The organism is Exiguobacterium sp. s78 (genome assembly GCF_018618985.1).
GTDB lineage: Bacteria > Bacillota > Bacilli > Exiguobacteriales > Exiguobacteriaceae > Exiguobacterium_A > Exiguobacterium_A abrahamii.
The window spans coordinates 1,409,664-1,436,431 of the sequence record NZ_JACSNB010000001.1 but is presented as its reverse complement, the minus strand read 5'-3'; the positions used below and the strand labels follow the sequence as shown (position 1 = coordinate 1,436,431).

At 47.3% G+C, this 26,768-nt stretch carries 27 protein-coding genes; 13 read left to right on the top strand and 14 right to left on the bottom strand.

Annotated elements, in window-relative coordinates:
* Positions 1 to 51: 51 nt before the first annotated feature.
* The 3 genes from KNQ18_RS07460 to KNQ18_RS07450 form a co-directional block, all read right to left on the bottom strand.
* The gene (locus tag KNQ18_RS07460) at positions 52 to 3,768 is read right to left on the bottom strand and encodes an ABC transporter permease (RefSeq protein WP_215084301.1); all 3,717 of its coding nucleotides are present in this window, start codon (positions 3,766 to 3,768) and stop codon (positions 52 to 54) included.
* A gap of 210 nt (positions 3,769 to 3,978) precedes the next feature.
* Positions 3,979 to 4,500: a GNAT family N-acetyltransferase gene (locus KNQ18_RS07455; protein WP_214769808.1), complete on the bottom strand. Its 522-nt coding sequence runs from the start codon at positions 4,498 to 4,500 to the stop codon at positions 3,979 to 3,981.
* Between the two features lie 15 nt (positions 4,501 to 4,515).
* Positions 4,516 to 5,742 (bottom strand): MFS transporter, encoded by a 1,227-nt coding sequence (locus KNQ18_RS07450; protein WP_215084299.1) that lies wholly within the window; start codon positions 5,740 to 5,742, stop codon positions 4,516 to 4,518.
* A gap of 659 nt (positions 5,743 to 6,401) precedes the next feature.
* Between KNQ18_RS07450 and KNQ18_RS07445 the strand changes: the two genes are divergently transcribed.
* Complete coding sequence (locus KNQ18_RS07445) at positions 6,402 to 6,734, top strand: hypothetical protein (RefSeq protein WP_149427266.1); 333 nt, start codon at positions 6,402 to 6,404, stop codon at positions 6,732 to 6,734.
* A gap of 45 nt (positions 6,735 to 6,779) precedes the next feature.
* Here KNQ18_RS07445 and KNQ18_RS07440 read toward each other — a convergent pair whose 3' ends face one another.
* Positions 6,780 to 7,217, bottom strand: coding sequence for a hypothetical protein (locus KNQ18_RS07440; protein WP_064299957.1), 438 nt, complete (start codon positions 7,215 to 7,217; stop codon positions 6,780 to 6,782).
* A 147-nt stretch (positions 7,218 to 7,364) separates the two neighbouring features.
* Positions 7,365 to 7,958, bottom strand: coding sequence for a TetR/AcrR family transcriptional regulator (locus KNQ18_RS07435; protein WP_215084297.1), 594 nt, complete (start codon positions 7,956 to 7,958; stop codon positions 7,365 to 7,367).
* A 234-nt stretch (positions 7,959 to 8,192) separates the two neighbouring features.
* On the opposite strand from KNQ18_RS07435, the gene KNQ18_RS07430 reads away from it, so the two are divergent.
* Positions 8,193 to 9,077: an ABC transporter ATP-binding protein gene (locus KNQ18_RS07430; RefSeq protein ID WP_064299955.1), complete on the top strand. Its 885-nt coding sequence runs from the start codon at positions 8,193 to 8,195 to the stop codon at positions 9,075 to 9,077.
* 47 nt (positions 9,078 to 9,124) lie between these two features.
* Complete coding sequence (locus tag KNQ18_RS07425) at positions 9,125 to 10,735, top strand: ABC transporter permease (RefSeq protein ID WP_149427268.1); 1,611 nt, start codon at positions 9,125 to 9,127, stop codon at positions 10,733 to 10,735.
* A gap of 67 nt (positions 10,736 to 10,802) precedes the next feature.
* Here the strand turns inward: KNQ18_RS07425 and KNQ18_RS07420 are convergent, their stop codons facing one another.
* Positions 10,803 to 11,873, bottom strand: a complete 1,071-nt coding sequence (locus KNQ18_RS07420) for a peptidyl-alpha-hydroxyglycine alpha-amidating lyase family protein (RefSeq protein ID WP_214769821.1) — start codon at positions 11,871 to 11,873, stop codon at positions 10,803 to 10,805.
* Between the two features lie 169 nt (positions 11,874 to 12,042).
* On the opposite strand from KNQ18_RS07420, the gene KNQ18_RS07415 reads away from it, so the two are divergent.
* On the top strand, positions 12,043 to 13,074 hold the full coding sequence (locus KNQ18_RS07415; RefSeq protein ID WP_215084295.1) for a zinc-binding dehydrogenase: 1,032 nt from the start codon (positions 12,043 to 12,045) through the stop codon (positions 13,072 to 13,074).
* Positions 13,075 to 13,138: 64 nt separating this feature from the next.
* Here KNQ18_RS07415 and KNQ18_RS07410 read toward each other — a convergent pair whose 3' ends face one another.
* Positions 13,139 to 13,633 (bottom strand): hypothetical protein, encoded by a 495-nt coding sequence (locus KNQ18_RS07410; RefSeq protein ID WP_214769824.1) that lies wholly within the window; start codon positions 13,631 to 13,633, stop codon positions 13,139 to 13,141.
* Positions 13,634 to 13,774: 141 nt separating this feature from the next.
* On the opposite strand from KNQ18_RS07410, the gene KNQ18_RS07405 reads away from it, so the two are divergent.
* From KNQ18_RS07405 to KNQ18_RS07390, 4 genes are all read left to right on the top strand, one after another.
* Complete coding sequence (locus tag KNQ18_RS07405; RefSeq protein ID WP_058704035.1) at positions 13,775 to 14,752, top strand: DUF389 domain-containing protein; 978 nt, start codon at positions 13,775 to 13,777, stop codon at positions 14,750 to 14,752.
* A gap of 24 nt (positions 14,753 to 14,776) precedes the next feature.
* Complete coding sequence (locus tag KNQ18_RS07400; RefSeq protein ID WP_050677800.1) at positions 14,777 to 15,127, top strand: potassium channel family protein; 351 nt, start codon at positions 14,777 to 14,779, stop codon at positions 15,125 to 15,127.
* On the top strand, positions 15,124 to 16,356 hold the full coding sequence (locus KNQ18_RS07395; protein ID WP_058704037.1) for a chloride channel protein: 1,233 nt from the start codon (positions 15,124 to 15,126) through the stop codon (positions 16,354 to 16,356). Before KNQ18_RS07400 ends, KNQ18_RS07395 begins: the two co-directional genes overlap by 4 nt.
* A gap of 89 nt (positions 16,357 to 16,445) precedes the next feature.
* Positions 16,446 to 17,300 carry a LysR family transcriptional regulator gene (locus KNQ18_RS07390; RefSeq protein ID WP_149427272.1) on the top strand — a complete coding sequence of 285 codons (855 nt, stop codon included), beginning with the start codon at positions 16,446 to 16,448 and terminating at the stop codon, positions 17,298 to 17,300.
* Positions 17,301 to 17,370: 70 nt separating this feature from the next.
* On the opposite strand, the gene KNQ18_RS07385 is transcribed toward KNQ18_RS07390, so the two are convergent.
* From KNQ18_RS07385 to KNQ18_RS07370, 4 genes are all read right to left on the bottom strand, one after another.
* Positions 17,371 to 17,658: a putative quinol monooxygenase gene (locus KNQ18_RS07385; protein ID WP_064299947.1), complete on the bottom strand. Its 288-nt coding sequence runs from the start codon at positions 17,656 to 17,658 to the stop codon at positions 17,371 to 17,373.
* 54 nt (positions 17,659 to 17,712) lie between these two features.
* Positions 17,713 to 18,375, bottom strand: coding sequence for a type 1 glutamine amidotransferase domain-containing protein (locus KNQ18_RS07380; RefSeq protein WP_149427273.1), 663 nt, complete (start codon positions 18,373 to 18,375; stop codon positions 17,713 to 17,715).
* A 163-nt stretch (positions 18,376 to 18,538) separates the two neighbouring features.
* Positions 18,539 to 18,925, bottom strand: coding sequence for a hypothetical protein (locus KNQ18_RS07375; RefSeq protein ID WP_149427274.1), 387 nt, complete (start codon positions 18,923 to 18,925; stop codon positions 18,539 to 18,541).
* 43 nt (positions 18,926 to 18,968) lie between these two features.
* On the bottom strand, positions 18,969 to 19,829 hold the full coding sequence (locus KNQ18_RS07370) for an alpha/beta fold hydrolase (protein WP_149427275.1): 861 nt from the start codon (positions 19,827 to 19,829) through the stop codon (positions 18,969 to 18,971).
* Positions 19,830 to 20,071: 242 nt separating this feature from the next.
* Here KNQ18_RS07370 and KNQ18_RS07365 point away from each other — a divergent pair, with 242 nt between their 5' ends.
* Both KNQ18_RS07365 and KNQ18_RS07360 read left to right on the top strand, forming a co-directional pair.
* Positions 20,072 to 20,755, top strand: coding sequence for an ABC transporter permease (locus tag KNQ18_RS07365; RefSeq protein WP_058704043.1), 684 nt, complete (start codon positions 20,072 to 20,074; stop codon positions 20,753 to 20,755).
* A gap of 1 nt (position 20,756) precedes the next feature.
* On the top strand, positions 20,757 to 21,647 hold the full coding sequence (locus tag KNQ18_RS07360; RefSeq protein ID WP_149427276.1) for an ABC transporter ATP-binding protein: 891 nt from the start codon (positions 20,757 to 20,759) through the stop codon (positions 21,645 to 21,647).
* On the opposite strand, the gene KNQ18_RS07355 is transcribed toward KNQ18_RS07360, so the two are convergent.
* From KNQ18_RS07355 to KNQ18_RS07345, 3 genes are all read right to left on the bottom strand, one after another.
* Entirely contained in the window at positions 21,636 to 22,247 is a 612-nt protein-coding gene (locus tag KNQ18_RS07355; RefSeq protein ID WP_149427277.1) for a YdeI/OmpD-associated family protein, read from the bottom strand. The two genes, KNQ18_RS07360 and KNQ18_RS07355, sit on opposite strands and share 12 nt — an antisense overlap.
* A 64-nt stretch (positions 22,248 to 22,311) precedes the next feature.
* Complete coding sequence (locus KNQ18_RS07350; protein ID WP_167507558.1) at positions 22,312 to 23,397, bottom strand: diguanylate cyclase; 1,086 nt, start codon at positions 23,395 to 23,397, stop codon at positions 22,312 to 22,314.
* A gap of 155 nt (positions 23,398 to 23,552) precedes the next feature.
* Entirely contained in the window at positions 23,553 to 23,936 is a 384-nt protein-coding gene (locus KNQ18_RS07345) for a hypothetical protein (RefSeq protein WP_023468155.1), read from the bottom strand.
* A gap of 142 nt (positions 23,937 to 24,078) precedes the next feature.
* On the opposite strand from KNQ18_RS07345, the gene KNQ18_RS07340 reads away from it, so the two are divergent.
* From KNQ18_RS07340 to KNQ18_RS07330, 3 genes are read left to right on the top strand one after another with little or no spacing between them, the layout of a single operon-like run.
* Entirely contained in the window at positions 24,079 to 25,083 is a 1,005-nt protein-coding gene (locus tag KNQ18_RS07340) for an ABC transporter ATP-binding protein (RefSeq protein WP_149427279.1), read from the top strand.
* Complete coding sequence (locus KNQ18_RS07335) at positions 25,080 to 25,874, top strand: ABC transporter permease (RefSeq protein ID WP_208796383.1); 795 nt, start codon at positions 25,080 to 25,082, stop codon at positions 25,872 to 25,874. Before KNQ18_RS07340 ends, KNQ18_RS07335 begins: the two co-directional genes overlap by 4 nt.
* Positions 25,871 to 26,662 carry an ABC transporter permease gene (locus tag KNQ18_RS07330; RefSeq protein ID WP_058704049.1) on the top strand — a complete coding sequence of 264 codons (792 nt, stop codon included), beginning with the start codon at positions 25,871 to 25,873 and terminating at the stop codon, positions 26,660 to 26,662. Before KNQ18_RS07335 ends, KNQ18_RS07330 begins: the two co-directional genes overlap by 4 nt.
* Positions 26,663 to 26,768: the final 106 nt, after the last annotated feature.

Sequence of the window (26,768 nt, the reverse complement as noted above, 5' to 3'; positions counted from 1 at the left end):
GACAAAACCTCGATTCCTTTCAATGATGGTACGACCCATGTCAAATTCCTCCTAGTGATTAAATGATTGTTTTGTCAGATCGATTTTGACGGTCGTTGGTTTGGGAAAAGCTGGATCAGAAGCGAACAGAACGAATCGCTTCTGATCGATGGGTACTTGATAAACCAACTCCACTCGTGACTTGTACGGTGCGAAATATTGAAACCCGTTTTTCCAGGCTTTCTCATTGCGATTCACATAATCGATCGGTTCATAAACGGTTCCTTGCAAGTCTGTCAAGGCATACCGATTGGGACGATAAGTGATGAATCCTCCCATATCATCCCCTGTATCTTGCATGACGACAGGGATCGTCACGAAACGATAACCAGCACGTTGCTTTAGATTCAGTTCTTTTGGTGTGTCAATCAATGCCTCGACATGAAAACGATCAGATTGATGTTTCGGATTCCCGGGAGTTGTTTGCGTGACACCTCGCCTCATCAATGTTTTTAATTTTTCCGTTTCCTCTGTTGAAGGATTAGTAGCTGACGCATTCGCTTTTTTGATATCGTCGAGCGTGATCTTGACGGTCGTCGTTTTTTCGACGGCCTCATCTTTTGCAAGCAAGACGAACACCTTTTGGTCAACCGGTACTTGGTAAACAAGATCGACCCATGATTTTTTCGAATTGATGTATTTGAATGCATTTATCCAAGCCGTTTTATCGTGATTGACATAATCGACGGGAGTAAACTCTTTTCCGTCAAGAGCAATCAACGAGAAGGTTTGTGGTCGATACGACGAAAACGAACCTGCAGCTAATTCATCCCGGTTATGAAGGAAAACTGGAATCGTCACGAAACGATATCCTGACTTCTCCTTGAGCTTTAACTCTTTTGGTGTTGAAACGAGCTTTTTAACAGAGAAGTCATAATTCTTCGCCGCCGGGTCACCCGGGTACGTCTGAATAGCGCCTGCGTTCATCAATTGCTCCAGTGCCGTGTTGTCTTCGGCAGTATGTTTCTTATCGTCAGGATCTTGAGCGAGATTTTTTAATTTTTGTCCGGTCGTTTGTACTTTTGGTGTCGTTATTTCTTTTTGAGCCGTTCTCGTTTCAGGTGCAGCGAGGAGGAATAAACTCGTCGTTCCGATGACGAGCGTAGCAGCGATGCTACCGAGTGCCCATTTGAAGCGACGTTCGGTCAATTGTTGATTATCGTTTACGCCACCGATGGCTGCATTCGGCGTGATCCGCACAGCACGCTGGGCAGGAAGCAAGGCACCAAACACACCAGTCGTTACCGGAATCAGGAGCATAAGACTTAAGAAACCGAGTTCACTGGATGGGAACTGATTATAGACGAAGCCAATCATTGCTAAGGCAACAAGTAGACCGACGATTCCAGCGAAGAGTCCAGTCATCACACCCTCGCTTAAGACGAGAAGTCGGATTTGACCGTTCCGCCAACCGGTTGCCTTCAGGACGGCGAGTTGATTCTTTCGTTCGTTGACGTTTTGCCACATGATCTCGGTCGTCGTCAGGATAGCGATGAGTAGGGCGACGCCCATTGCGACATAATGCATCGTACCGACTTCGAGCGCGACATATTCACCAAGCCAGGTCGCATATAAGACGCCTTTCAGTCGGAACGTGATGAACAAGAAGAAGATGAACAAGCTCGTCGGTAAGGCAATTGCGATGATGGACAGAAGCGTGCGTTGCCAGTAAGTCGCGAGTTGGTTGATGCTCATTCCAAGAACACTTTGTGCTCGGACGAAACGACGTCCTTTTGAGACTTCGCCAGAGCGCATGCTTTCAAATGGTTGAATGCGTCTGATGAGTAACGTCGGAACAATCGTACCGCCCCAGTAGATCAAAAGCCCGGACAATCCGATCAAGATGATGCGTCCGAGGGCAATCGGGTGATCCGCTGTTATCCAAAATGATCCAAGAATCACCCAGGCGATGAGTGCGACCAGCGTTCCAAGAAGTGTTGCTTCTAGGAAGAGGAGTCTGGATAGCTGCCGTGAACGCCATCCGAGCGAGAGTAAAATCGCGAATTCTTTTTTTCGAGCATAGAGCAAGATGATGTTCGAACTGAAGACGTAGACGAGCGCGACAGCGATGACGCTCGCGATGATGCCACTCATTCCGACTTTCGCCTCTTGGAAAATCGCGATCGACGACCCGAGTTTGATCCACGGTTGCTGGACCCAACCGAGTGCCGATTCTCCTTTTAGACCGGGTAAATACGTCAAGGCGAGTTGCGGGGAGGAACCGAGTGTGACGTCCGTGATCAGACCCGTCTTATCCTCGATTTCTTGTGCGACAGCTTGCAATTTTTTCTCACTTGTTGCGTTCATCGTCTCGACCCCTTTGACGTTGACGCGAATCGCAGAAATTGCTTTATCCCCGCGTAACTTAAAGGCAGCATCGAGTGTCGTCAGCATCGATGGTGGTTTCGTCAGGAAGTCATAGGAGTCGTTGGCGGGCTTGACGTCACGGACTGGATTGACCGGACGATCATTTTGATCCATGACCCACTGTGCTTTTGCCGGGAAGTAAGTTTCCATTGGAAGTTCAGTCAACGGATCCTTTGAAACATCGAGCTCCCGTGGGTTAAAGACACCGATAAAGTTGAGATGGACTTGTTTCCATCCTTTAAAACCACCTTCGAATTCACGTGCTTCGCGATACATGCTTCGCTTGAAGAGTAAGGATTCCTTGGCGACCTCTTTTGGTTGAACTTGGTAGGTAAAAGGCCAACGGGAACCGTACGGACTTTTAATTGTTTTGTATTCAACCGGTGAAGGTTTCAAAGTAATGGAAGACAGTGAATCACTATTGTTCGCATCGCCTGTTGATAAGGTGTTTTTAAGGATACCGTCCACCAACTTTTTTTGGACGTCTTGAGTCGTGATCGAATAGGAGGTAGGCTCTTCTACTGGTAGTTTACTCAGGTATGTTTTCCCACCTTTTTGTTCAATCTTTTGGACCATGTCTGCAACGCCTGTTGCAGTGAACGGAAGCTCTACCTTTTCATATGTATAGGTGCGCATCGCATCGACGTATTCGCGAGAGTTCAATAGAATCGGAATCTGCGTCGCTTGATCACCGTACGAAGCGGGAAGATCCGTTTCGCTGAAGAAACGGCTATACGTTCCGGTAGTGGTCGCTTTTTTCAAACCGACGAGCTGGTCTTCAGCAGCAGGATCGATTCCGGCAATCATGACTTCTGAGCCGTAGTCATAGAGGGGTTGTTCACCAAGTTTTAAAGGGGAGACGCCTGTGCGCGTTGCATCACCCATTGGTTCCCAGCCAGCAGCAAGAAACGTTGTCATGGTATAAGATTCGTTTTGGAGTCCCGTATTTTGAGAATCCTTGATTTTCAAGCGGTAAATCCCTTCTTCTTGAATCGTATGGGTACCGACGCTACTCGATGTCGATGTATAACCAATCATCGCGATTGGTGCTGCGACCTCGACATCAGCAATCTGCTTGATCGTCTCATATTGTTTGCGGGTGATCCCGCCGTCGAGTCCACTCATATAGTTCGGTTCAAGCAGGTTCAAGTCTTCCGTCACACTCCGGCTGCCTTCCGGACGGACGACGATATCGTAGGACGATCCCCAACGCTTTTGCAGTTCATCAACGACCGTTCCGTTATTGGCTTGCGTCGTTCCGATCAAATAGCTCAGTCCGGTACTGACGATCAGGACACCGACAAGTAGCAGGATGAATCGCTCTTTGTTGCGCCACCAGGAATTCCAGATGAATCTCAGCATGTACTATTCCTCGCTTTCGTTTGATTTGAAGAAAATTGTGTAATGTGACCTCCTTATCACTTATGTACATATCCATATATTTCTTTTTATTTTTCCATTATATACAAATAATAGTGAATTGACTAAAAAATCTGTTAATTAGGTATGTTCGTTTTTAATAGATTAGAAAAAGCACCTCACGAAGGAGGTGCTACATCAGGAGTAATTCTTTTAAGCATAGAGTGGGCTACATTTCCGCATGATGATTTCGTCGAACGAACGCCCTTCATAGGATACAGCATCAGGAATCGTTTCTACGATGTCAAAGCCAACTTTTTTATACGAAGCGATGGCTCGCTCATTATGCGAAAACACTTCAAGTTCAAGTTGATGAAGTCGAAGTTCCTCGAAACAAAACCGGATGATACACGCGATCGCTTCAGTCCCGTATCCTTGACCGGTCCAGGGGAGGGCACGCATCGAAATACGAAAGCCCGCTTGTTTCAACTCTGCCTCAATGTCTAAAATGGAACATTCACCAATTATTTCACCGGAATTCAAACAGATAGCGAAATCGAAGCGCGATGGATCAGCTTGAATCGAAAGAATGTGCTGTTCAATCTGTTCAATCGAAAACGTTGCTGTCGTACCAGTCAAATAACGTAATGTCTCATCCTGGGTTTGTTCGAATAAGACGTGTGCATCGGTCACGTCAAGCGGACGGAGGAAAATTCGTTTTGCGGTCAGGTTCATGAATACCTTCCTTTCTCATGACGAAAGCTTGATCGTTTCGTCCGTTTCCGTCGTAAAATGATGCCGTTTCGTTCGATCCTGGACGATCCAAACGATCCATCCACCGATGAACAGGAAGCTGACTGCAGCGACGGTATACGTCAAGCGGATCGAGGTCTCCGCATAGAAACCAATCAACGCCGTCAAGAGAATGACACCAGCTGACTGCACGACGTGGATGCTACTAAGGAATCGTCCCATCGATTCGACCGGAATGTGCGTTTGAGCGAACGTCATGAAGCCGGTGTTCGCAAACGCGAGGGCAAACGTCAGCAAGAAAAAGCCGATTGCTGCCGTCAGGAACGACGTCGCTGTGGCAAAGATCACATAACCGATCGGTGTCATCAGTGCTCCGAATTGAATCAAGAAGCGGAGCGACAAGCGATGCGTGAAGATCGCATTGACGGCAGAACCACAGATGATGCCGATTCCAGCGATACTGACGAGAAATCCATACGTGCTTTCATCCAGTTGCAACACGATCGTCGCAAACGAGGTTTCGAGCGAATCGAGTCCGCTCATCAGGACGATCATCAGCGCATAGAAGGCGTAGACGAGCGTGACGTAGCGCCGAGTCCGTGCAAACTGAAGCGTCTCTTTCCAGTCCGCAAGAATCACTTGGAGTGAGAAGGACGTCGCTGGAGTCTCTGCCTGGCGGACGTCGGGCAAGACGAATAGTAAGGCAGCAGAACACAACAACGCTCCTGCATTCAGGATGATTGCCGTCTCCGGAGAACCGATTAAAAATAAAAATCCAGCAATCGACGGTCCGAGAATAAAGCCGGCTGATTGAATAAAGTTCTTCAACGCATTGAACCGTTGGCGACTCGTCTCCGGGACGAGCTTCGTCATGTAGATCAATGACGATGTCTCAAACAGTGTGTTGCCGATGTTCAGGATAAAGACGAGGGCATAGAGGACATACAACGAATCGATCAGTGTCAGTGAAAAGACGAGCCCGGCACGCGAGACGTCAAGCATGACGAGCAAGCGGCGCTGATTGATCCGATCGACGACACTACCGGACCAGAGGCTCGTCAACAGTGCGGAGATCGGCAACAGAATATAGAGAACGGAGACGGCGAACGCTGATCCCGTTCGTTCAAGGACAATTAAATTCAAGGCGATGAAGTAGACCCAAGCGCCGATGTTCGAGACACCAACACCAAGTAATAGCAATCCAGGGTATTTCCAATTCGACATATGACACACTCCTTTTTACTGTTTTTTAAGCCAATAAAAAAATCCCACCTCCAAGACGTTGGTCTTGGGGACGAGACTGTGCGTGTCGTGGTGCCACCCCTGTTCGCGAGACCGTCACCGGTATCGCCTTCATCGGTACGACCGTTTTCAAACGGCAAATACCTGAGCTCGATAACGGGAGCACCCGTCACGATATCCCCGATTCGGTTCCACCGTGCTGCTCAGAGGCTTGGTTCGGTCAATGGCTGATGCTCCTTTCCACCAATCGGAGCTCTCTAGGAAAAGCCGAGATGACGTACTGTTCTCTTCGACGCGTTTAATTCATATGATTTGTCTCATCCTAGCATATACAGAATGAAACCGTAAAGAATTTTATCAATTTTTTACAATTATTGAAAATGATACATAGATATCAGAATTAGAAAAAGCGAACTAAATGGTAAAAGATGTAACAGGTTGTATGATACATTGTCATACTCACACGTTCACTTTCAAGAAAGTCGTACGAAAGGAGGGAAAGAAATGAAACGTTTGATTTTTTCATATCTCCACTCCTTGTTCTAACCGGAGCTGTCTTTTTCACGACGTTCCGTCCAGTCGAGCAAGCAATCTATTTCTTAATCTTATTTTTACTGACCTGTCAATCAGCGATGATTCTAGTGGAGCGTTTCGTCAAACGTCATGATGTGATCCGTCGACTAAATACGATCCATCCACTTATCGGAATCGTAATGGGGACAGTTGTGCTTGCCGTATTAGTCGGTGGTCTAGCACCTTCGTTGACGAATCCGAGTCTCGTTGGTCTTCTCGTCATCTTCCTTTCCATGTATAGCGTAATCCTCGTTCTCGGTTTCATCATCAGTTGTTTCTTCGAAGGCATTACGCGTCAACCGAAGGATCAATTGATTCGCCCAGTCTTTCTGTTCATCGGAACAGGCTATCTCATCTTGACCGTCTTCGGAATTTTGCAACTTTATCACCAAGCAGGATGAAATAACCCCCTTGACGTACGATGACATCAAGGGGGTTATTTGTTTTTACTGCACTTTCAGTAAGAATCCGAATTGTCCGTCTCCTTGTTCCCAGCGCGAGTTTAGTTCGTACGCATAGAGGCCAGGTTCTGTCGGGGCGTTGAACTGATCTTTTTTCAAAGCGACAGGGGATTCCTGTTTTTGATCATCCCATTGTGATAGTTTTACGCTTTTAAGATCACCAGATAATTCGACACGGACGGGTGCTCCAGCAGAGACGGTAACTGGCGTTTTCCCTTTTGCTAGGTCAAGACCGTCACGGTACGTCTTATCGACACATTGACTGCGGAGTAAGCTATCCCAGCAATAAGATCCTTGGACAGTCGGAACATCCTTTCCTTTTGCCTCGACTTCGGGATTAGGTGGCGCACCACGGAACGGTTCGAAAACGATGATGCAAACGACGAGGATCAGTAGAACGGCTAATGTTAGACCACGTTTCATGAGACACCCCCGATGGATTTTCTTTATTTTACCAAAATATAGAAAGGCAACATTGCTGCCTTTTCAATTGAGGTCATTCATTTTTTCAAAAACCGTAGGCGATGTCGTTTCCTAGTTAGGTTTTATCACTCTCAAGTCAAACCGTATTTATCGAGGTGAAATTCCTTTGATGATTACTTCTGAGAAATTCGACGTGTAAGGTAAGAGTTGCTCGTAAATCTGGGGATGTGACAGGCCTTCCGCAAGTGTTTGGAAATAGAGTAGCAAAAATTCATCGGAATACTTCAAGTCGATCTTCTGTTCCTTACGACCACGGTGAAATAAATCGAGCATCATCGCGTGACTATCACTTGCGAATTTCTCCATTAATACTGACAAGCCATCATCCTGTTTCGTTGTGATTTGTTGCATCATCTCAAGATAAAACGATTCATCGAGATCCTTCAGAAATCGTAATTTATTGAAGCTGATTTCAAGAAGCGTTTTTTCGAAAGCCTCATTTTTGGATAAGATGACTTCTACGGATGTACTCATCTCCGTAATGAACCGTTTGTACACTTCTTGGACCAATGCCTCTTTATTACCGAAGTATTTGAAAATCGTCGTTTTGGCGACATTTGCCTGTTTGGCAAGTTCATCGACTGTCATTGTCTTATGACCATCTTGTTGATTCATTAAGCGAAACGCTGTATCGAGAATCTGTTTTTTCTTTTCTTCCGTTCGTTTTTCAAAACCATTCATTTGTCTCACCTCTTATAAAAAATACTTCTCCCTCTAGTGTAATGGATTAGAAATGGACTATCAAATTAATTTTAGTACATTATTATCTTTACAGATAAAAATAAAAAACATAAAATGAACTAAAATAGATTAATTGGTATTTTATTTAAACTGATTGTTTTAGTTTAATACTACACTTGTTGATTTAGTTTGTTTTAAGTCTGAATTTAGAGATGAAGAGAGGAATGAAGAAACATGAATCCGATTATTGAACTAAAAGGAGTTAAAAAGAAATTCTCGAAATTTCAAGCTTTATCCGACGTCACGTTCTCGGTTCAACGAGGTGAAGTGATTGGCTTCATCGGTCCGAACGGTGCAGGGAAATCAACGACAATTCGGACGTTGCTCGGGATCATCAAACGAGATGCGGGAAAGGCGGAAATCTTCGGGAAGGATGTCTGGCGCGATAGTGTTGAAATCCATAAAAGAATCTCATATGTGCCAGGGGACGTCGCATTATGGGGGAATCTGACGGGTGGAGAAATCATTGATCTATTCATGAAGTTACACGGTGGTGGAGACCAAACGAAGCGTGATGCTCTAATCGATCGCTTTGAACTTGATCCAAAAAAGAAGGCGAAAAGTTATTCGAAAGGAAATCGGCAAAAAGTCGGTCTGATTGCCGCGTTAGCAGTCGATTCCGATCTCTACATCTTCGATGAACCAACATCCGGTCTTGATCCGTTGATGGAATCTGTTTTTCAAGAAGAGGTAGAAAAAATCAAACAAGCTGGAAAATCGATTTTATTGTCATCGCACATTCTCAGCGAAGTCGAACGACTAGCGGATCGTGTCGTCATCATTCGAAAAGGCGAAATCGTTGAGACGGGAACGTTACAAGAACTGAGACATTTGACACGATCGGTCATCACGTTAGAGACGAAACAGGATCTTTCATTGATTAAAAACTTGGACGGTGTTCATGACTTCACGCAGCGCAATATAAATCAGGCAGTATTTTCAATGGATTCTTCTCGCATGAATGCGGTTCTTACAGAGGCGATAAAACTGGAAGTAGTTCATTTAGAAGCAGTGCCTCCATCACTAGAGGATCTGTTCATGCGCCATTACGAAAAATGACGACGGTATATACTACGTGCTGCACATGATAAAGAGGAGGAAGACGAATGCGATTTCAATTTACCTGTTGGCAGATCCTGTTGTCTCAGTATCTCAGACGGGATAGCAAAAAAATCATAATATGGACGTTCGGTGTGACCTTATTTACGGTCGGCTTTATTCCTTCATTCGAAGAGATGGCGAAAGGGGATAGTCTGCGTGGATTATATGAAACCTTGAAAAATCCAGCGATGATCTCGATGATCGGTACGACGCCTGTCTCAATAGCGGACTATACGTTAGGCGCGATGTTCTCACATCAAATGCTCATCTTCTGTGCATTATTGTCGATGGTCTTATCGTCACTCCATGTCATTCAACACACACGGAAGGAAGAAGATTTAGGGCTGACGGAGTTGATGCGTTCTTTTCAAATCGGACGACAAGCCAATTCACTCGCTATTCTAATTGAAGTGATTTTAATCAATCTTAGTATTTCGATACTGATCAGCGGTGCGTTGATTGCTTTTCAAGTCGAGACGTTTTCAAATGCGGGTGCAGCTCTATTCGGTCTTTCGGTTGGGGCTGCAGGGATCTTAGGTGCAACGTTTGCCTTACTGATTGCTCAAATCATGCCGTCGTCTTCTAGTGCGACGGCAGGTGTGATGGGATGGATTGGTCTTCTTTATTTAGGACGCGCCGGTACGGATGTATCGAATGACCAACTATCAGTGCTCAATCCGCTGGGATGGACGTATTTGACCTATCCATTCACGGAGAACAATTGGCTGTTTCTCGTAATGGCGATCGGAGTGAGCCTCATTTTGATGACCGTGGCTCTAGTTCTTGAAAATCATCGGGACATGGGCGCTGGGTATCTGCCTGAAAAAGAGGGACGTGCTACAGCCAATCGATCCTTGTTATCGATCCGTGGTCTGTTGATTCGGATTAGTCGCGGAAGCATCATCGCATGGATGGTCGCTTTTCTAATCATGGCTCTTGCCTATGGTTCGATTTATGGAGACATGCAGACATTCATTGACAGCAATGCAACCATCCAGCAGATGTTCACGGTTTCAGGTGTTACGATTGAAGAATCCTTTACCGGCACGATCATGATGATCATGATGGTCCTCGTTGCGATTTTACCGATTACGCTCATGAACCGGTTATACACCGAAGAGGACCGTCGGCGCTTGAGTCCGTTGTTCGCGACGAAAGTCTCACGACAGCAACTGTACTGGAATACGATTGGTTTAGTTGTCGCGTCATCTCTCATCTCGATGTTCATCGTCATCAGTAGTCTAGGTTTTACTGCCATTTCAGTAATGGGACCGGACGCGACCATGACATTCACTGACTTTTTCATTGCCGGAATCAACTATCTGCCATCAGTTCTCCTGTTTCTTGGATTGGCTGCTCTATTCATCGGGTGGCGACCAACGTGGAGCAAGTTAACCTATGTATACGTGACCTATTCCTTCTTTATTGGGTATTTCGGTGGAATCATCGACTTACCAAAATGGGTGGAGTATACGGCGATCCAAGGATTGATTCCGCAAGTACCGACGGAAGACTTCGATGGACTACTGTTCGGTGTCCTGCTCGTAGTAGCATGTCTACTTGTTGTCATCGGTCAAGTCGGATATGCACGTCGTGATTTTCAGGAAGGATCTTAAATGAAGCAGCCTGTCTCGATTTAATAACGAGGCAGGCTGCTGACGTATTAAGGCGAGGTATATTTCATCACTTGGAAAACACCTGAAGTCGCTCATTCATTAGTTCCGCGACATAAATCGTTCCATCCGAACCGACCGCGATGTCGTGCGCAATCCGGAGTTGTCCCGCTTCTTTGCCCCATGCACCGAATCGTTTCTCAATCCTTCCTTGTTTGTTCAAGATAACGATTTGGCTTTGCGCGTTCTTTTTTTGTCCATTTAAATAGTTTCCGCCATCAGCGACGTAGACTTTACCGTTCGCACCGACTTCGATTCCGTACGGTCGACCGAGTTCTTTTGACGACCACGTATCGATGTGTTTGCCGTTTCGATTAAAGATTTGGACCCGGGCGTTGTCCCGGTCCGACACATAGAGATTCATCTCATCGTCGCTACTGATCCCATGCGGCAGATTGAACTGTCCGTCTTGTTTGCCGAGTTCATTGACTTCCCATTTGACTGTTCCTTTTGGATCGAACATGACGATGCGACTATTCCGGTAGCCGTCAGATACGGCGAACGAGCCATCCTTTAGGACGGTGACGTCTGTCGGACGAGCGAATGTCTTTTCATCCAGATGTAGGGGGATGCTTGGCAAGACGTTTCGGATGCGCAGACCGACTTCCGTGAACGGACCATATGCGTTCCCGAACGCTTGCAAGACTTTGCCTGACGGGTCGAGCTTGAAGACTTGGTTCAGGCTGATGTCGGTAATCCAGATGTTGTTTTGGTCATCGACTTCGAGACCGTGCGGTGACTTGAATAGACCGGCGCCTAATCGCTTCTTCACGTGCATCGTCTTTCCGTCGAGCACGATCAATGTCGGTTCTGTGATGTAGGTGTCATCCCCGTATGAATTACTACCCCGGTGTAAATAGTAGACGTCACCGTTCGGAGCAACAGCGACGCCGCTTGCTTCGCCGGCAATCGAACGATCGCGCGTTTCAAGTGGCCAAGCGACCTGACCGCGATACGTCGTATCTTTTGGGATGGGTTGATAGTTGTCTTTCATGACGGGATCTGCGCCGCCTCTAGACCAAACAAGACCTAGTAATGTAAATGTTGCTAATGTACCTATAAAGATCACTCGTTTTTTCATGCATCGTTCCTCCAGACGTAAATTCGTATACAAATTATATCTAGATATTAAACGAGGGCGAATCGTTCTACAGTAGGAGACAGCGGGTTACGGAAGCAGGATATTAAAATCAGGACGAACGGGTAAAGAAGAGAGATATCATATGGAAGAAAGAAAGTGAGGCAAAAACATGAAGGCAGTCACCGTAACGGGGCATGGTGGGCTTGAGAAGCTCGCCTATATCGACCAAGAAACACCACAACCGAAACAAGGGGAGGTACTGATTGAAATCAAAGCCTGCGCCTTGAATAATACAGAAATTTGGATGCGGGAAGGCGCCTATGGTGCGGAGAGTGAATCAGGCTGGAAAGCAGAAGGTGTCAAATTCCCCCGAATTCCCGGTTCAGACATCAGCGGTCGGATCGTCGCAGTCGGAGACGGTGTCGCAGAGACGGAAATCGAACGCGACGTCGTCTTGTTCCCGTTCACGGCGAGTGGAGAAATCGCTGATGAACAGAGTGCCGAGGACTTATCGTTCATCGGTTCCGAGTATGACGGCGGATACGCAGAATATGTCTGCTGGCCGCTCGAACTTTGTTACGACATGCCCCTTGCCTCCTATACGGACAGTGCGGTCTTCTCGGTCAGTGGATTGACGGCGTGGCACATGGTCGAACAATTGGATTTACAAAAAGGACAGACGGTTCTCGTAACAGGTGCCAGTGGTGGTGTCGGCTCACTCAACGTCCAGATTGCAAAACGTGTCTTCGGAGCCCGTGTCGTCGCACTCGTCGGTGACTTGAAGCTGACGGATCAATTGCACGAACTCGGGGCGGACTTGGTCGTTTCCTACCGTGAGCAGAACTGGGATCAGCAGGTCATGCAAGAAGTCGGTCCGGTCGATGCGATTCTCGACGTCGTCGGCGATGCGGTGTTTAAACAAGGACTGGATCTGCTGAAGCGCGGCGGAACGTACTGTATTTCCGGATCTTCCGGGGGACAGGTGACGTCGCTCGATTTTCGGACGCTTTATTTAAAACATATCCGCCTACAAGGATCCGTCCTTGGCAATCGCCATGATTATGAGAAATTACTGGAGGCCGTTCGGACGCAGACGATTCAGCCCGTCATTGACCGGACGTTACCGCTCGCTGAAGCGCGAGAAGCCCAAGCGTACTTCAAACAAGCAGGTAAATTCGGCAAGGTCGTCTTGCTACCATAAGATAAACCGAACAAAACGAGCTATCCTCTTCCTGTGCAGGAAAGGGTAGCTCGTTGTCGTATCGTTAACGGTTTGGCAAGATGTAAAAAAATGTGACGGTCGAGCTGACAGGTGTCTCTTCCGTATAATCAACCAATTCCTCCTGTGATTCATGAATCGTATAACGGTTGCCCGGAAAGAGTTCCGTTACCCACGTTGGAACGTGTGAAGCGAGAGGGTAGGACTGAATCCGCTCAAGTGGGAAAGGTGTCCCGTCCGGATTCGTCGTGTGGACATGTAGTGCGTCTTGTGAAGCATCCTCGAGGACAATCGTTATGTAAAGCTGATGTTCAATCTGTTTTTCCGCTAGTTTTTGTTGCATTTCCTGCATAGCGCTCAACGCGATCCGAAGATGTGCTTTACGAATGCGCAGACTCGCGTTGCCATGTCCATAAAAGTCAGGGTGTTCGTGCCAGTCGTTAAACCAAACGTCTGAATCAATATAGGCTGGAGAAGAAAAACTTTTGAATTCAAGCTCGAGATTTTTAAAATAACGGCGTTTGCCGCGGAATTTTTTCATGAACGATGCACCTTTCATTAAAGGGATTTTATTATTTTTCATAAGGGAAATAAGGCGAAGACACTAAAAATTGGGTAAATAAAAACCAATGACTTGAATGGTGCGACTCGTATTGATCGACGGTGGAAAGGTGGAGCCTTCATGGAAGCATCGGTCTATGATCTGCAAGAGACGAGAAATAAAATCGACAAGGAGCTGACGATTCGATCGAGCAATGCTGTCATCTTGATGTGTGCGATTTTCATTGCCTCGATCGGATTGAACTTGAATTCGACCGCTGTCATCATCGGAGCGATGTTGATTTCGCCGCTGATGAATCCGATTCTCGGTCTCGGTATGGCTTTAGGGATCTCGGATATACCTCTGTTCAAGAAAGCACTTCGGCTGTTGCTCGTCCAGTTGACGATCAGCATCGTGACATCGACCGTCTATTTCTATTTTTCGCCTTTGACGGCAGCGAGTGATGAACTGATTGCGCGGACGTTCCCGACGATTTGGGACGTACTGATCGCCTTTGCTGGGGGAGTCGCGGGATGGATTGGTTTACGCAAGAAAGGGGCGAATAATATCGTTCCCGGTGTCGCGATTGCCACCGCCTTGATGCCACCAGTCTGTACGGTCGGGTACGCCATTGCGAATCAGAACATGACCTACGCGCTTGGTGCTAGTTATCTGTTCCTGATCAACTGTAGTTTCATTTTGATCGCGACGTTCCTAGGTGTCAAATGGCTCTTACGGACGGATCAGAGTTTACGGATCCAGGCATCAAAACGAATCAATCGTTCCTTGATCGCGCTAGCCTGTCTCATCAGTATACCAAGTGTCTATACAGCCTATCTGCTTAGTCAGGACAGTTTGTTTGAGACGAATCTTGACCGTTATGTCGAGGAAACGTTTCAAGAGACGTTCGTCGTTCAGCATAGCTATGACGAGAAACGCCAGCAATTGACGGTGACGACGTTAGGCAAACGGTATGATGCACGTGAACGGGAACGGCTGGAACAGTCGCTCGACGACTATGGACTATCACGTGTCAAACTGACCTTGATCCAGATCCCTGATTTGAATCAACTTGATCCTGACCAACTAGAGAAATTGTTTAATGAACGTATGCAGTGATGACGGAACTGAGGAGGAAAGAGCATGCTGGCGTTCTTTATCTTGATCCGAAATTTTTTTCATGTCATCCGTATCTTATTCAAGCAAGAAGAACAAAAGGCATTGATGATCATGGTCGGGGCACTTTTCTTGATTGGGACGGTCTTCTATCACAATGTCGAACAGTTCAGTATTCTGGATGCCTTCTATTTCTCCGTTATGACGCTCGCGACGGTCGGATACGGGGATCTCGTCCCTCAGACGGCGTTCGGTAAATTGTTTTCGATCGTGTATGTCATGCTTGGCGTCGGTGTTCTCAGTGCCGTCATCGTGAACTTCAATATGGCCCTAAAACAATATCACCGGGACAAGAAGAAGAAGGAGGAGCAGAAATGAAACCACATCTGACGCACTTCTTGCATTGTCTGATCCTCGGAGCAATCGTCGGATTGACGGCTGCCTTGTTTTTAAGTGGCATCAACGCATCGATTCATTATGTATGGGAGTGGTTACCGTCTGTACTGGATGTATCTTTCTATGGACTCGGCGTCGGTCTACTCGGTGGTATCGGTATTGGTCTGATTCAAAAGTCTGTGGGGGATTACCCGAAGACGATGCACGAGACGCTTGCTAACTTTAAGCAAGAAGGTCGTGTACCTTATCGCGGTGCCCTCTGGAAAAACGCCGTTGCCGCATGGATCGTGCTGACGTGTGGAGCGAGTTTAGGACCAGAAGCTGCGCTGATCAGCATCTTAGGGGGAATGGTGACGTGGATCGGTGACCGGCTAAGGTTGACGGAGCCGGAACGGCAAAGTTTCTTGCAGACGGGATACGCTGCGATGCTAGCGACGATATTTCATGCCCCGTTCGTCAGTGTCTCTGAAGCGATCGAGGAGGAACCGATGCAACGAGCAACGTCACGCTGGCAAAAGATACAACGCATCTTTTATTACGGCATTTGTACGCTCGTCGCAATTACCTGTTTTCGTTTCATCATGCACCTCGTACCCCATGACCGCTTGTTCGCAATCAAGATACCACCGATTACGTGGAATGCGACTGTCATGTGGTTCATCCTTCCGGCGATTCTCCTCGGTATCGCGTTCGGACTCTTCTTCTTATGGATGGAGCGGGTGACGAACTGGATGGTCTCTCGCGTCGGCAACCCAATCCTTCTCGCACTCATTGCGGGAATCGCGATTGGTCTTGCATCCATGCTCACACCTTACTTACTGTTTTCTGGTGAACATGAAATCCTAGACTTTACGAAGGAAGGAGCCTCATGGTCAATCGGCGCCTTATTGTTGCTTGCGATCGGAAAGGTGGGATTGACGCATCTTTGTTTTTCCTGCGGCTGGAAAGGTGGAAAGATATTTCCGTTGATTTTTTCGAGTACAGTCCTGGCATTCTGTCTCAGCCAATTAAGTCCGTTCATGCCTGGATTGATCGTAACACTTGTCGTCACGGCAAGTTGTGCTGTCGTCTTGCGTCAGCCACTCGTGACCGCTACGCTTCTCCTCTTTCTATTCCCGTTGCAATTCTTTCCGTTGATCCTACTTGTCTGTCTTGGCGTTCAACAATTCATGAAATACTACGGAAACCATCTTTCATTATCCGATAAATAAATTTATGACTTACTAAATTATTCGTTATTTGTCTTATGGATTAAATGAATCTATACTTTTCAGGAAGACCTAGTAAAAGGAGAACACACATGATTGATTTTGAATGGTATCGGAGTTTCATTCACGTTTACCAACAACGTTCCGTCTCAGCGGCAGCCCGAATTCGCTTTTTGACGCAACCGGCGGTCAGCCAGCATATCGCGGCACTGGAAGCAGAACTAGAGACATCCTTGTTCATCCGTGCGCCACGGCAAATGATTCCGACGGACACGGGAACAGCTCTCTATACACAAGTCGTCGGATTGATTGATCGGCTCGAGGAGTTATCGCTTGAGATGAAGTACGAAGCAGGGGAACAACCTCGTCCGGTCTTGAAGTTCGGGGGACCGACGGAATTCGTCACGCATGGGATCGTACCGAAGCTACCGCTCGACGTCGCACAGTTCACGGTAGTCTTTGATTTGACGGTTCCCTTGTTGCAACGCTTGCTTGCGAATGAGCTCGACTTCATCATCTCAACGAAGCGGATCGATGAACCGGGTGTCCAATACGTCCCGATTGCTGACGAACGCTTTCATTTGATCGCCCCGATCGGCTACGAAGTTCCGGAAGCGGATCTAAAGGAATGGATGGACCGACAGCGATGGATTAGCTACGGACTTGAGTTACCGATCATTCGTCGGTACTATCAGACGCAGTTCGGAGAACGACCTGGGATCCGTCCTGAAATGATCTTACCGAACGTAGATGCGATACTAAAAGCGATCGAAGCAGGACACGGGATCAGCGTCTTGCCCGATTATCTCGTCGAGGCAGCGGTCAGTGCTGGACGAGTACAACGGATTGCGCCGGAACGATTCGCGACGAATCAGTTATACGTCGCCTATCGAACGGACTCGCGCCACGATCCGGTTTTGCAACAGGTGATTAAGGCGTTAGGTTGAATTGTATGAAAAAAGTCCAATCCACAAGCAAATGCTGAGAGGATTGGACTTTTTTTGTATGAATTACATATTACTTTGATACGTCATCTAAGAACGTCAAGTATCGATCAACGACGAGATTGGCACTGTCTGCTCGATAGGCTTGATAGTGTGGTGAGGCGACATGCTGATCGAAAGCGTCTTGATCACGCCATTGTTCATAAAAGTAGAAGACGTTCGGATCATCGATAGCGCGATGTGTCTGATACGTCAGGCAACCTGCCTCGGCACGCGAAGGGGCGATCACACCTTCGATGATAGAAGCGAGCTGTTCGCCTTGATTCGGATGCGCTTCGATCCGGGCAATCAGTTGAATCATCTAAAAGACCTCCTATGAAAAGAGATCCTTCATCCAAAGGATCTCTTGTTTCGATTAGTTGAGTGTATTAATGACGGCTTTCGCGACCGCAATCGTGGACTGTGGATTTTGACCCGTGACGAGGTTTCCGTCGACTTGGACGTTTTCCGTGAAGTTGTCAGCCTTGATGATGTTCGCACCGAGTTCACGAAGGCGTGTCTCGAGCAAGAATGGCATGTAGACGTCAAGACCTGTTGCGCGTTCTTCTTCATCCGTGAACGTTGCGATCGTCTTTCCAGCGACGAGTGGTGTTCCGTCTGAGAGTGTCGCACTGACGAGTCCAGCTGGTCCGTGGCAGACCGCAGCGACCGTCTTGTTCGCTTCAAACAATGTCCGAAGGGCGTTGTTCAAGGCATCACTTTGTGGCAAGTCGAACATCGTACCGTGTCCACCTGGCATGAAGATTGCATCAAATGTTGAGAAGTCCTGGATTGCTTTTAAATCAAGTGTCTCTTTCAAGAGTGGAGCTGTCGCTTGGATCTCAGCTGGAACTTCGTCTTCAAGGCTCCGTGCGTCGATTGGTGATTCGCCGCCGTTCGGACTTGCGACCGTTACCGTATATCCTGCATTCTTGAACTCAATGTATGCTTCCGCGAACTCCGACAACCAAAGTCCTGTCGCATGACCTTCCTTCATTTCCTTTGCGTTCGTGACGACCATTAAGATGTTTTTACTCATGATGTGTTCCTCCTTTTTCGTTTGCCGATTGGCTACGTGATTAGAATACGCCCAACTCTAACGAAAAACAAATTAATAAAAATGAGCTTATCGATAAATAAATTTATACATAAAAATAAAAACTGCTTCCTACCATGATGGCGGAAGCAGTTTGAAAGATAGATTAACGTACGTCAGAAGAATAGTTAGCTAACATCGAGTGACTTCGTACCGTCACGATGACACTGGCAAGACTCGCGACTGTTCCGAGGACGGCGACGATGATCGTCGAGGAACCGTTCGGAATCAAGAAGCCGACCGGAATTAGTCCGACGAAGCTAAAAACGATCAGTGATTGATAAATGACATTGACGATCTTCAGTACAGGGTGTTCGAAAAACGATAGGACGAGCGGTGGTAAGAATAAGAAGACAATTAGTCCAATCGCGATGTAAACCGATAATGGCTCTTCAAACGAAATGGTGTTTCTAGTTGAGTGGCGTGCAGCGACAAGGATGGCGACGATCGCGACGCATAAGGTCACACAAACGAACGTTAACCGTTTTAACATATGAACCCCTCCTTTTTACTCTTATTCCATAATAAACCATTTTTCAAATGGAAGACAATCTTTTTCCGGACGTCCAGTAATGACGAATCGCTTCGATGATGACGTCAGGGCGATCCCAGTGTAATAGATGTCCTGTCTCCGGGACGAAATGGACCGTCGCTTGCGTCATCTCATGTAATCGGTTCGTCGCCTGCTGACGGATCGATGCTTGATCTGTCGGTAACGTAGCGACGTACAACTGAATGTCCGCTGGTGGAACGTCCGGGAGGAAATCAAGAACATCCTCGTGGTGAAGCGCGCGTACGATCGCAGCAGCCGTCTCTCCTCGCGCATGCCAGTGGTATCGTCCTTCCTCCATCCGAAGAAGATCGGTACCAGCTAGATCGAGGGAGGGCGAGCGACGTGCATCCGGAGCATAGACGGCAACATCCAAAAATTCGTCCCATGTTGAAACGGAATCCTCGAAATCTTGTTCATAAAAGGCGACTTCTTCCTCTACGGAACGACCGTAGAGCCGTTTACTGTGATAGCCACCGTCAATCAGGATCGTGCCAAGCACACGGTCCGCATGTTCAATCAAATAATAAAGCGAGAGAACGCTGCCCCACGAGTGCGACAAGGCATAGCACCGCTTGATATCAAGGATGTGTAAGACTTCGTCGATCCAGTCCGTGAAGGGTTTCATGCGGTAGTGTAGGGGATCTGAGAAAGCTGGTGTTTTGCCGTGACCGGGTAAATCAATCGCAATCAGACGGAATTCGTCCGCGAGCGCTTCGGCGATTTCGATGAAGCTGAGACTCGTACTGCCGAGTCCATGGAAGCAGACGATCGTCGGAAGCTGTTTGTTTCCCCATTCCGTAATGTGAACGGATTGTTGCTGACAGGTGATCGTATAACGTTTCATTTGCCGTCTCCTTTTTTCTTTTACTGTACCATGAGGAGAATGTTGGGAATTGAAAAATAAGGAAACTTTCTTTAAGAAGTAGCGTAGAGTAAGATAACACGTCATTTACATAGAGGAGAATTCACATGGAAACCATCATCACGATGCTCTTAACAGCCGTTTCCTTATATGGACTCGGTGTCCTTGTCACGAAAGTAAAAGAACGCTTGCGTTAATCAAAAATATGTCCAAAGGAGTCCGTTATGTTTCCAATCGTAAAACAAGAATTCACGAGCAGTTTCAAAAGCGTCAAAGCGATTCTATTGATTCTTTTTCTGACGATCACGTCCGTCTTCACAGCATCGTATTTGACGAGACATCCGGAACTGCTTGCAGGCGTTAATCAACCATCTGCTTATACTTCAAGCATTAAGTTCTTCATCCTGTTCTTCGGTTTTCTATTCGTGGCTGCGTTATCACACGACATCATCAATCGTGAAATCGAGACGCGGACGATTCGTTTACTGGTCACGAAGACGTCGCGTCTGCGAATCGTTTTGGAGAAGTTTCTCGGATCATTGTTGTTTTGGTGTGCGACGCTTACGATCAATTTCCTCATTGTCTCGCTCTACGCGCAGCAATGGTTCTGGATCGATTATCTGACGGTTCTTATCGTCATCCTATATATCACCAGTTTCAACATCTTTTTATCTACGATGATTGCGAAGCCTGGTTTGACGATGTTTCTCGGTATTTTTCTCGGGATCGTCGTACCGATCATCGGTCTTTGGTCAGCGTTCTCAGAAAAATGGTATCTGGTACCGTTTCAATACATCTTGCCGTACCATGCCGTCATCATGTCTGGAACGTTATTACTGTTACCTGTTTTATGGAGTGGATTGTTTTTGACGATCTCCTATCTCACGTTAAAGCGAAAGGATTTGTAACATGAAAGCGATTGAAGTAAAAGGGTTGAAGAAATCGTTTGGTGCGAAGGAAGTCTTACGAGAAGTGAATTTGACGGTCGAACGAGGAGAAATCTTTGGTTTTTTAGGTCGTAATGGTGCTGGGAAATCGACGTTCATTCAGATTATGACCGGAATCACACAAGCGACAGGCGGAACTGTCGCACTTCTCGGTGAACCCGCTGATCAACTGGATGCCATCAAACAACGGATCGGGGTCATGCCGGATACATCAAATCTGTATCATGATATGACGGCACGTGCGTTTCTTAACTATATGGCAGGATTATCCGGAGTTCGCATCACGAAGCAAGAAGTTGGACGATTGCTTGAACAAGTAGGATTAAGCGGAACGGAGCGACAAAAGATCGGGAGCTTTTCGTTCGGGATGAAGAAAAAGATCAGTATCGCACAAGCGCTCACCGGAAATCCGGAATTACTCTTTTTAGATGAACCGACGTCCGGTCTTGATCCAGAGTCGGCGATCGAGATCCAGCGATTGTTGCTTGCATTAAAAGCGGACGGAAAAACGATCTTCTTGACCTCGCATAACTTGAATGAGATCGAAAAGATGTGTGACCGTGTCGCCATCATGACGGAGGGAAGGATCGTCTGCTTCGGAACCGTTGAATCCTTACAAGAAGCAATGAGGCAGGAGATTCAAATCCGTATTCGGACTGTTCCGCGATTAGAGCCATCGCATCTGCCAGCATACGCTCGGCTTTTGTCGCAAGCTGATGATTGTACACGGCTTGATTTATCGACGGAAGAGGATATTCCAGAGTTACTCGTCATGCTTGCGGAACAAGACGTCAAAGTCTACGAGGTGCAGATCGAACGTCAATCGTTAGAAGAGATTTTCTTAGCGGTCTGACCGACTAGCCTCTAATTCCGTCTCCGGAACATCTTCGAGTAAAAGACGACCCCCGTCATTCCACTGACCGTACATCTGATTCAGTTTCGTTTTTTCAATCAACGTCTGCAGACGTTTTTCATAGAGAGCGGGATCCTTACGTACACTTTGAATCGTATCAATCCGGATGCGTCGATAGAGCTCCGGGAAGTCATTAAACTGTTCATAGACGACCGGGTCTTCTTGTAGGCGCGCTTGGATGGCGTCATCAATGACGAACGCATCAGCACGCATGTCTGGTAGAACCTGTCGTCCGGACGGTTGCATCAAGCCGAGACGTTCTAAGCGACGGACTCGTTCCTTGTTCAGTTCGGTCCAGTTACTGTTTTTTCGACGCGGGGTGAACCGTTGCGCCAGTTCACCGTCTTCGGTCTTCTTTGCAATTCCATCAATCCAGCCGAAGCAAAGTGCCTCTTCGACGGCATCGAGATAAAGTAAACCGTCCCCGATTTGTTTTCGACTGAGAATCACCCAACAGAAGGACGCGTGATCCGCGTGGTTCTTCAGCCACTGTCGAAAGCCATCGCGATCGGTAAAGCGTAAGACATTCGTGATTTCCACGTTCGTTCCTCCATTTCAGATAGCAGTGCCACCTTCACGTCACGCGAGGGGGCACTTTTTTTCTTTAACGTAACGGGTCATGATGAAAGACACAATTCCGACCACTCTTCTTCGCTTGATAGAGGGCAGCGTCTGCCTGCTGGATCGTCTGCAGAAAATTATGGGTCTCAGACGGTTGATGAGTTTGGCGAGACACACCAATCGATAACGTCACTTGCAGCGGTTCTGTCGCTGATAACTCATACGTCCGTTTGGCACTGGCTTCACAGATTTGTTCCGCGAGTCGACGCGTCTCCGGCAACGAATGCTCCGGCAACAACATCATGAACTCTTCGCCGCCGAATCGTCCGAGCACACACGTTGGGGGACAATACGATGCAAGCAAAGAGCTGATTTGCCGTAAGATATGATCACCGCGGTCATGACCGTAAGTATCATTGACCTGTTTGAAATGATCGACATCGATGATCATGATTGAAAAATCCGTTTGTTGTGATTTGTACCGTTGGACGGTCTCTTCTAGACGACGTCGATTATCAAGCCCTGTCAATGTATCCGTCAAGGCAAGACGCCGATGCATCCGGACTTGATTGAAGTGCCAGCGGACTTGATGCAAGATGCTGTGCAAGAGAAAACCAGCGCAGCCATTCCCGACGAGAAAGATCGTCATCGCTGTCACGTCATTCGGTTGAACATGTTGAACGCATGGTAAACAGAGAATGAGTGCAATCGTGAAGATGACCGGAAACGAGATGAATCGATCCGGTGCTTCATTTTGTAAGTACAAGACAACGATGCTGACGATCAGATACGTACCGATCAGCCAATAGGCATGAGCGGAATCAAAAACGAACGTTTGAAGGGAAGCGAAGACGAGGGTCGTGATGAAGCCGCTACTGATACCTCCATAAATGAAAGCGATGACGATCAAGGTAATCGACAAATCGAAACGGAATCCCTCATAGGTGATGGCGTTATGGATGACCCAGTAGCCGGCACCTGTCGCAAGGATCAGTACTAACAGATTTTTCTTCAACCAGCTGTCGAACGTGTTTCGAAACTGAAATCGTTTAAAAAAGAACAGGGAGATGAGCACGAAGAAAAAAGTCAGAGCGACGTTGAGGATTAGATGGTTCAGTATATTCCACATATTCGTGTTCCTCTCAAATGAGTTCTGAAAAATAACTACAAAAAAATGTTTCATTCAATGAATATTTATTCTATATAGCCAACGATACCCTAAAGATGTATGAAAATATCTTGATTTCCGTATATTTTAAAAAAGATTAGATTTCTTCAACTAAATCAATAATACTCTGAGATTTTTTCACGTGAAGACTCGACGAGATAATCAAGTGAGACGAAATTGCGAATGAATGCATACGAGCCAATTTCCTCGATGGATACGCCTAATCTCTCTGCCTGGTGACTGCGGTCATCTTCTTGCGATTGCAGCATCTCGAAGCCTGCTGCTTGCATCCGCTCCCCATCGAATTCGAGTGTAACGACATCTCCATCCTGCCAATCATTTTTTAATTGATGAAAGTGCGTTTGATACGCTGCGCTTGGAGGATCCACTTCAAAGGCGATCCAGCCTGTTGGTGCATCGATTTGGAATGTTGGTGACAATCCACCGCGTGTCACGATTGATTTCATGTGATGCCGATGTGTCATATGGCGTAATAGCATGGTCAGACCACTCCTTTTTTTATCTATTATTACGCGACAGCGTCAGAATATCGAGAAAAATTTTCAAAAGAGATGGAAGACTATTGGATTTTTCTGGTATACTACGTTTTCGGAAAGCGTTTGCACAAAAGGGGGAGAATACATGCAACCATATGCCGTCAAAGCAACAGGACTGACGAAACACTATCAAATCCTACAACGGGAACCGGGACTACGTGGAGCGATCAAAGCGTTATTTCACCGGACATATCGGACGAAAGAGGCAGTCAAAGCAATTGATTTGACGATTGCGCCAGGAGAACGGGTCGGCTATATCGGTTTTAATGGCGCCGGGAAATCAACGACGATCAAGATGCTCGCTGGTGTCCTGCGTCCGGATGCGGGGAACGTCCGGGTGTTCGGACTTGATCCACATGCCGACCGCGTCAAGAACGCGTCGCAAATCGGAGCCGTCTTCGGTCAGCGGACGCAACTGTTCTGGGACATTCCGGTCCAAGAATCGTTTGAGCTGTTGAAGGAAATCTATCAAGTGCCGACGTCAGAGTTTGCCGAGACGCTCGCGTGGTTTCGGGAGAAGCTCGATCTCGCACCGCTTCTAGACGTACCGGTCCGACAACTGTCGCTCGGACAAAAGATGCGCTGTGAACTAGCCGCAGCCTTCCTGCATCGACCAAAAGTCGTCTATCTCGACGAACCGACGATCGGACTTGATATTGAAATTAAGGAGACAATCCGTCACTTCATCCGCGAGATGAGTGATCGCTGGGGAACGACCGTCATCTTGACGACGCACGACATGCAGGACATCGAGGAAGTTTGTGACCGGGTGATCGTCCTCGACGACGGCAAAATCATCTATGACGATACGATCGATCAGTTAAAGGCATCGTTCAGTCACGAGCGAACACTTCGAATCACGCTCGAAGAACCGGTGCCGTTCGTTTTACCGACGGCATTGATCAATCGTGTGATCATGTTTGAGACGGATGAACTAACGTATGAGCTCGCCTTCGACGACCGAGAACTGTCAAGCGGTCAAGTCATCAAGGAAATCGTTTCGCTGTACGCCGTTCGGGACGTCTCCGTGTCCGTACCGAAGATGGAGACGTTAATCCGCAAGCTCTACCAAGCGGGGATCAGTGCATGAGAATCCGTAAATATACCGCGTTGATGCGGTCCCAAATCAAAGTTGATCTCGCCTATACAGCCTGGTACTGGGCAAGCATGTTTAGCGTGACGATGCGTCTGTTCATCCTCTATTTCTTCTGGCAAGCCGTGTATGCCAATAAGACCGATGTTTCCGGTATCTCGCTGTCAACGATGCTGACGTATGCGGTGCTTGCGACGATGATCGATCAGTTCCGCGGGGGTGCCGGACGCGATCTCGCCCGGATGATCAAACAAGGGGCAATTGCGATCGAGTTACTCCGTCCGTATCACTTGCTCGATAAGTTACTCGCCCAAGACATCGGCTCAAAAGTCTCGGTTTTGTTCCGCTCGATCCTGCCACTCGTCCTCGTCTCGATTTTGTTCATCGGCGTGGATCGACCACAGTCATGGCTAGCTGGCATTGCCTTCGTCGGTAGCGTGATTTGTGCCGTGTTGCTCGCGACATTGATTGATCTGCTCGTCGGCATCTTTGCCTTCTATACCGTCAACATTTGGGGACTATCCGTCTTACAAGACGCCATCATTACGATCATGTCCGGTGCAATCGTCCCGTTGACGCTGTTCCCGGACTGGTTTCAGACGATCAGTCTGTACTTACCGTTTGCTTCACTCGTCTACGTCCCGGTTGCGATCTATACGGGAGAAATTGGCGCAAGCGGTATCCTGCAGGCGTTACTGATTCAAATCGGCTGGTTGATTGGATTCTTCGTCATCTTGCGAATCACGTTCGCGCTCGCGATCCGGAAAGTGACGGTGTTCGGCGGATGAAACGATACATAAAACTCTACTGGCTATATGCCAAAAGTCATTTTAAAGTCATGATGGAATACCGGATTGATTTCCTGATCGGTGTCTTGTCGGTCTTCGGTCAACAGTTCGCCTCACTCTTTTTCCTGTCGGTCGTCTTTCAGCATATCGAGACGCTAAACGGTTGGGACTTTTACGAGATCCTATTCATTTACGGGATTGCCTTTTTAGGACGAGCCTTACACCATATCTTCTTTGATAACTTGTGGACGATCGGCTGGCAGTACATCCGGACTGGGAATCTGGATCGGTTGTTGATGCGCCCGGTCAATCCACTGTTTCAAATCGTCGCTGAGCGCGTTCAGCAAGACGGGTTCGGTCAACTATTGATTGGCGGTGGGGTGCTCTATGTTGCTTCCGATCACCTCGACATGATCTGGAGCTTCGGTGATGTCTTGATGTTAATCGTACTTGTTCTTTCGAGCGGATTGCTCTATATCGCGATCAACCTGTTTTTTGCGACGTTCTCGTTCTGGATGGTCGACAGTTTACCGGTCGTCTCAGCGGTCTTCAGTCTGAGTGATTTCGCCCGTTATCCGATGACGATCTACTCGAAGGTGTTGATGTTCGTCTTGACCTACATCATCCCGTTCGGATTTACTGCCTTTTATCCGGCGATGTATTTCTTTGATGGAAAAGGCTATGGAGTGATGGCGATTGCGACACCACTTGTCGCGATCATCGCCTGTTTGATTGCTTATCGGTTCTGGTTGTTCGGACTGAAGGCATTTGCGAGTACGGGATCATGAAAGAAGGAGAACCTTGAAGTGTTGCGACGCTTCAAGGTTCTTTTTGTTTCTAATCAATTTAGATATGGATTTCTTTATGTAAAATATGAAACTTTTGTTATTAAAT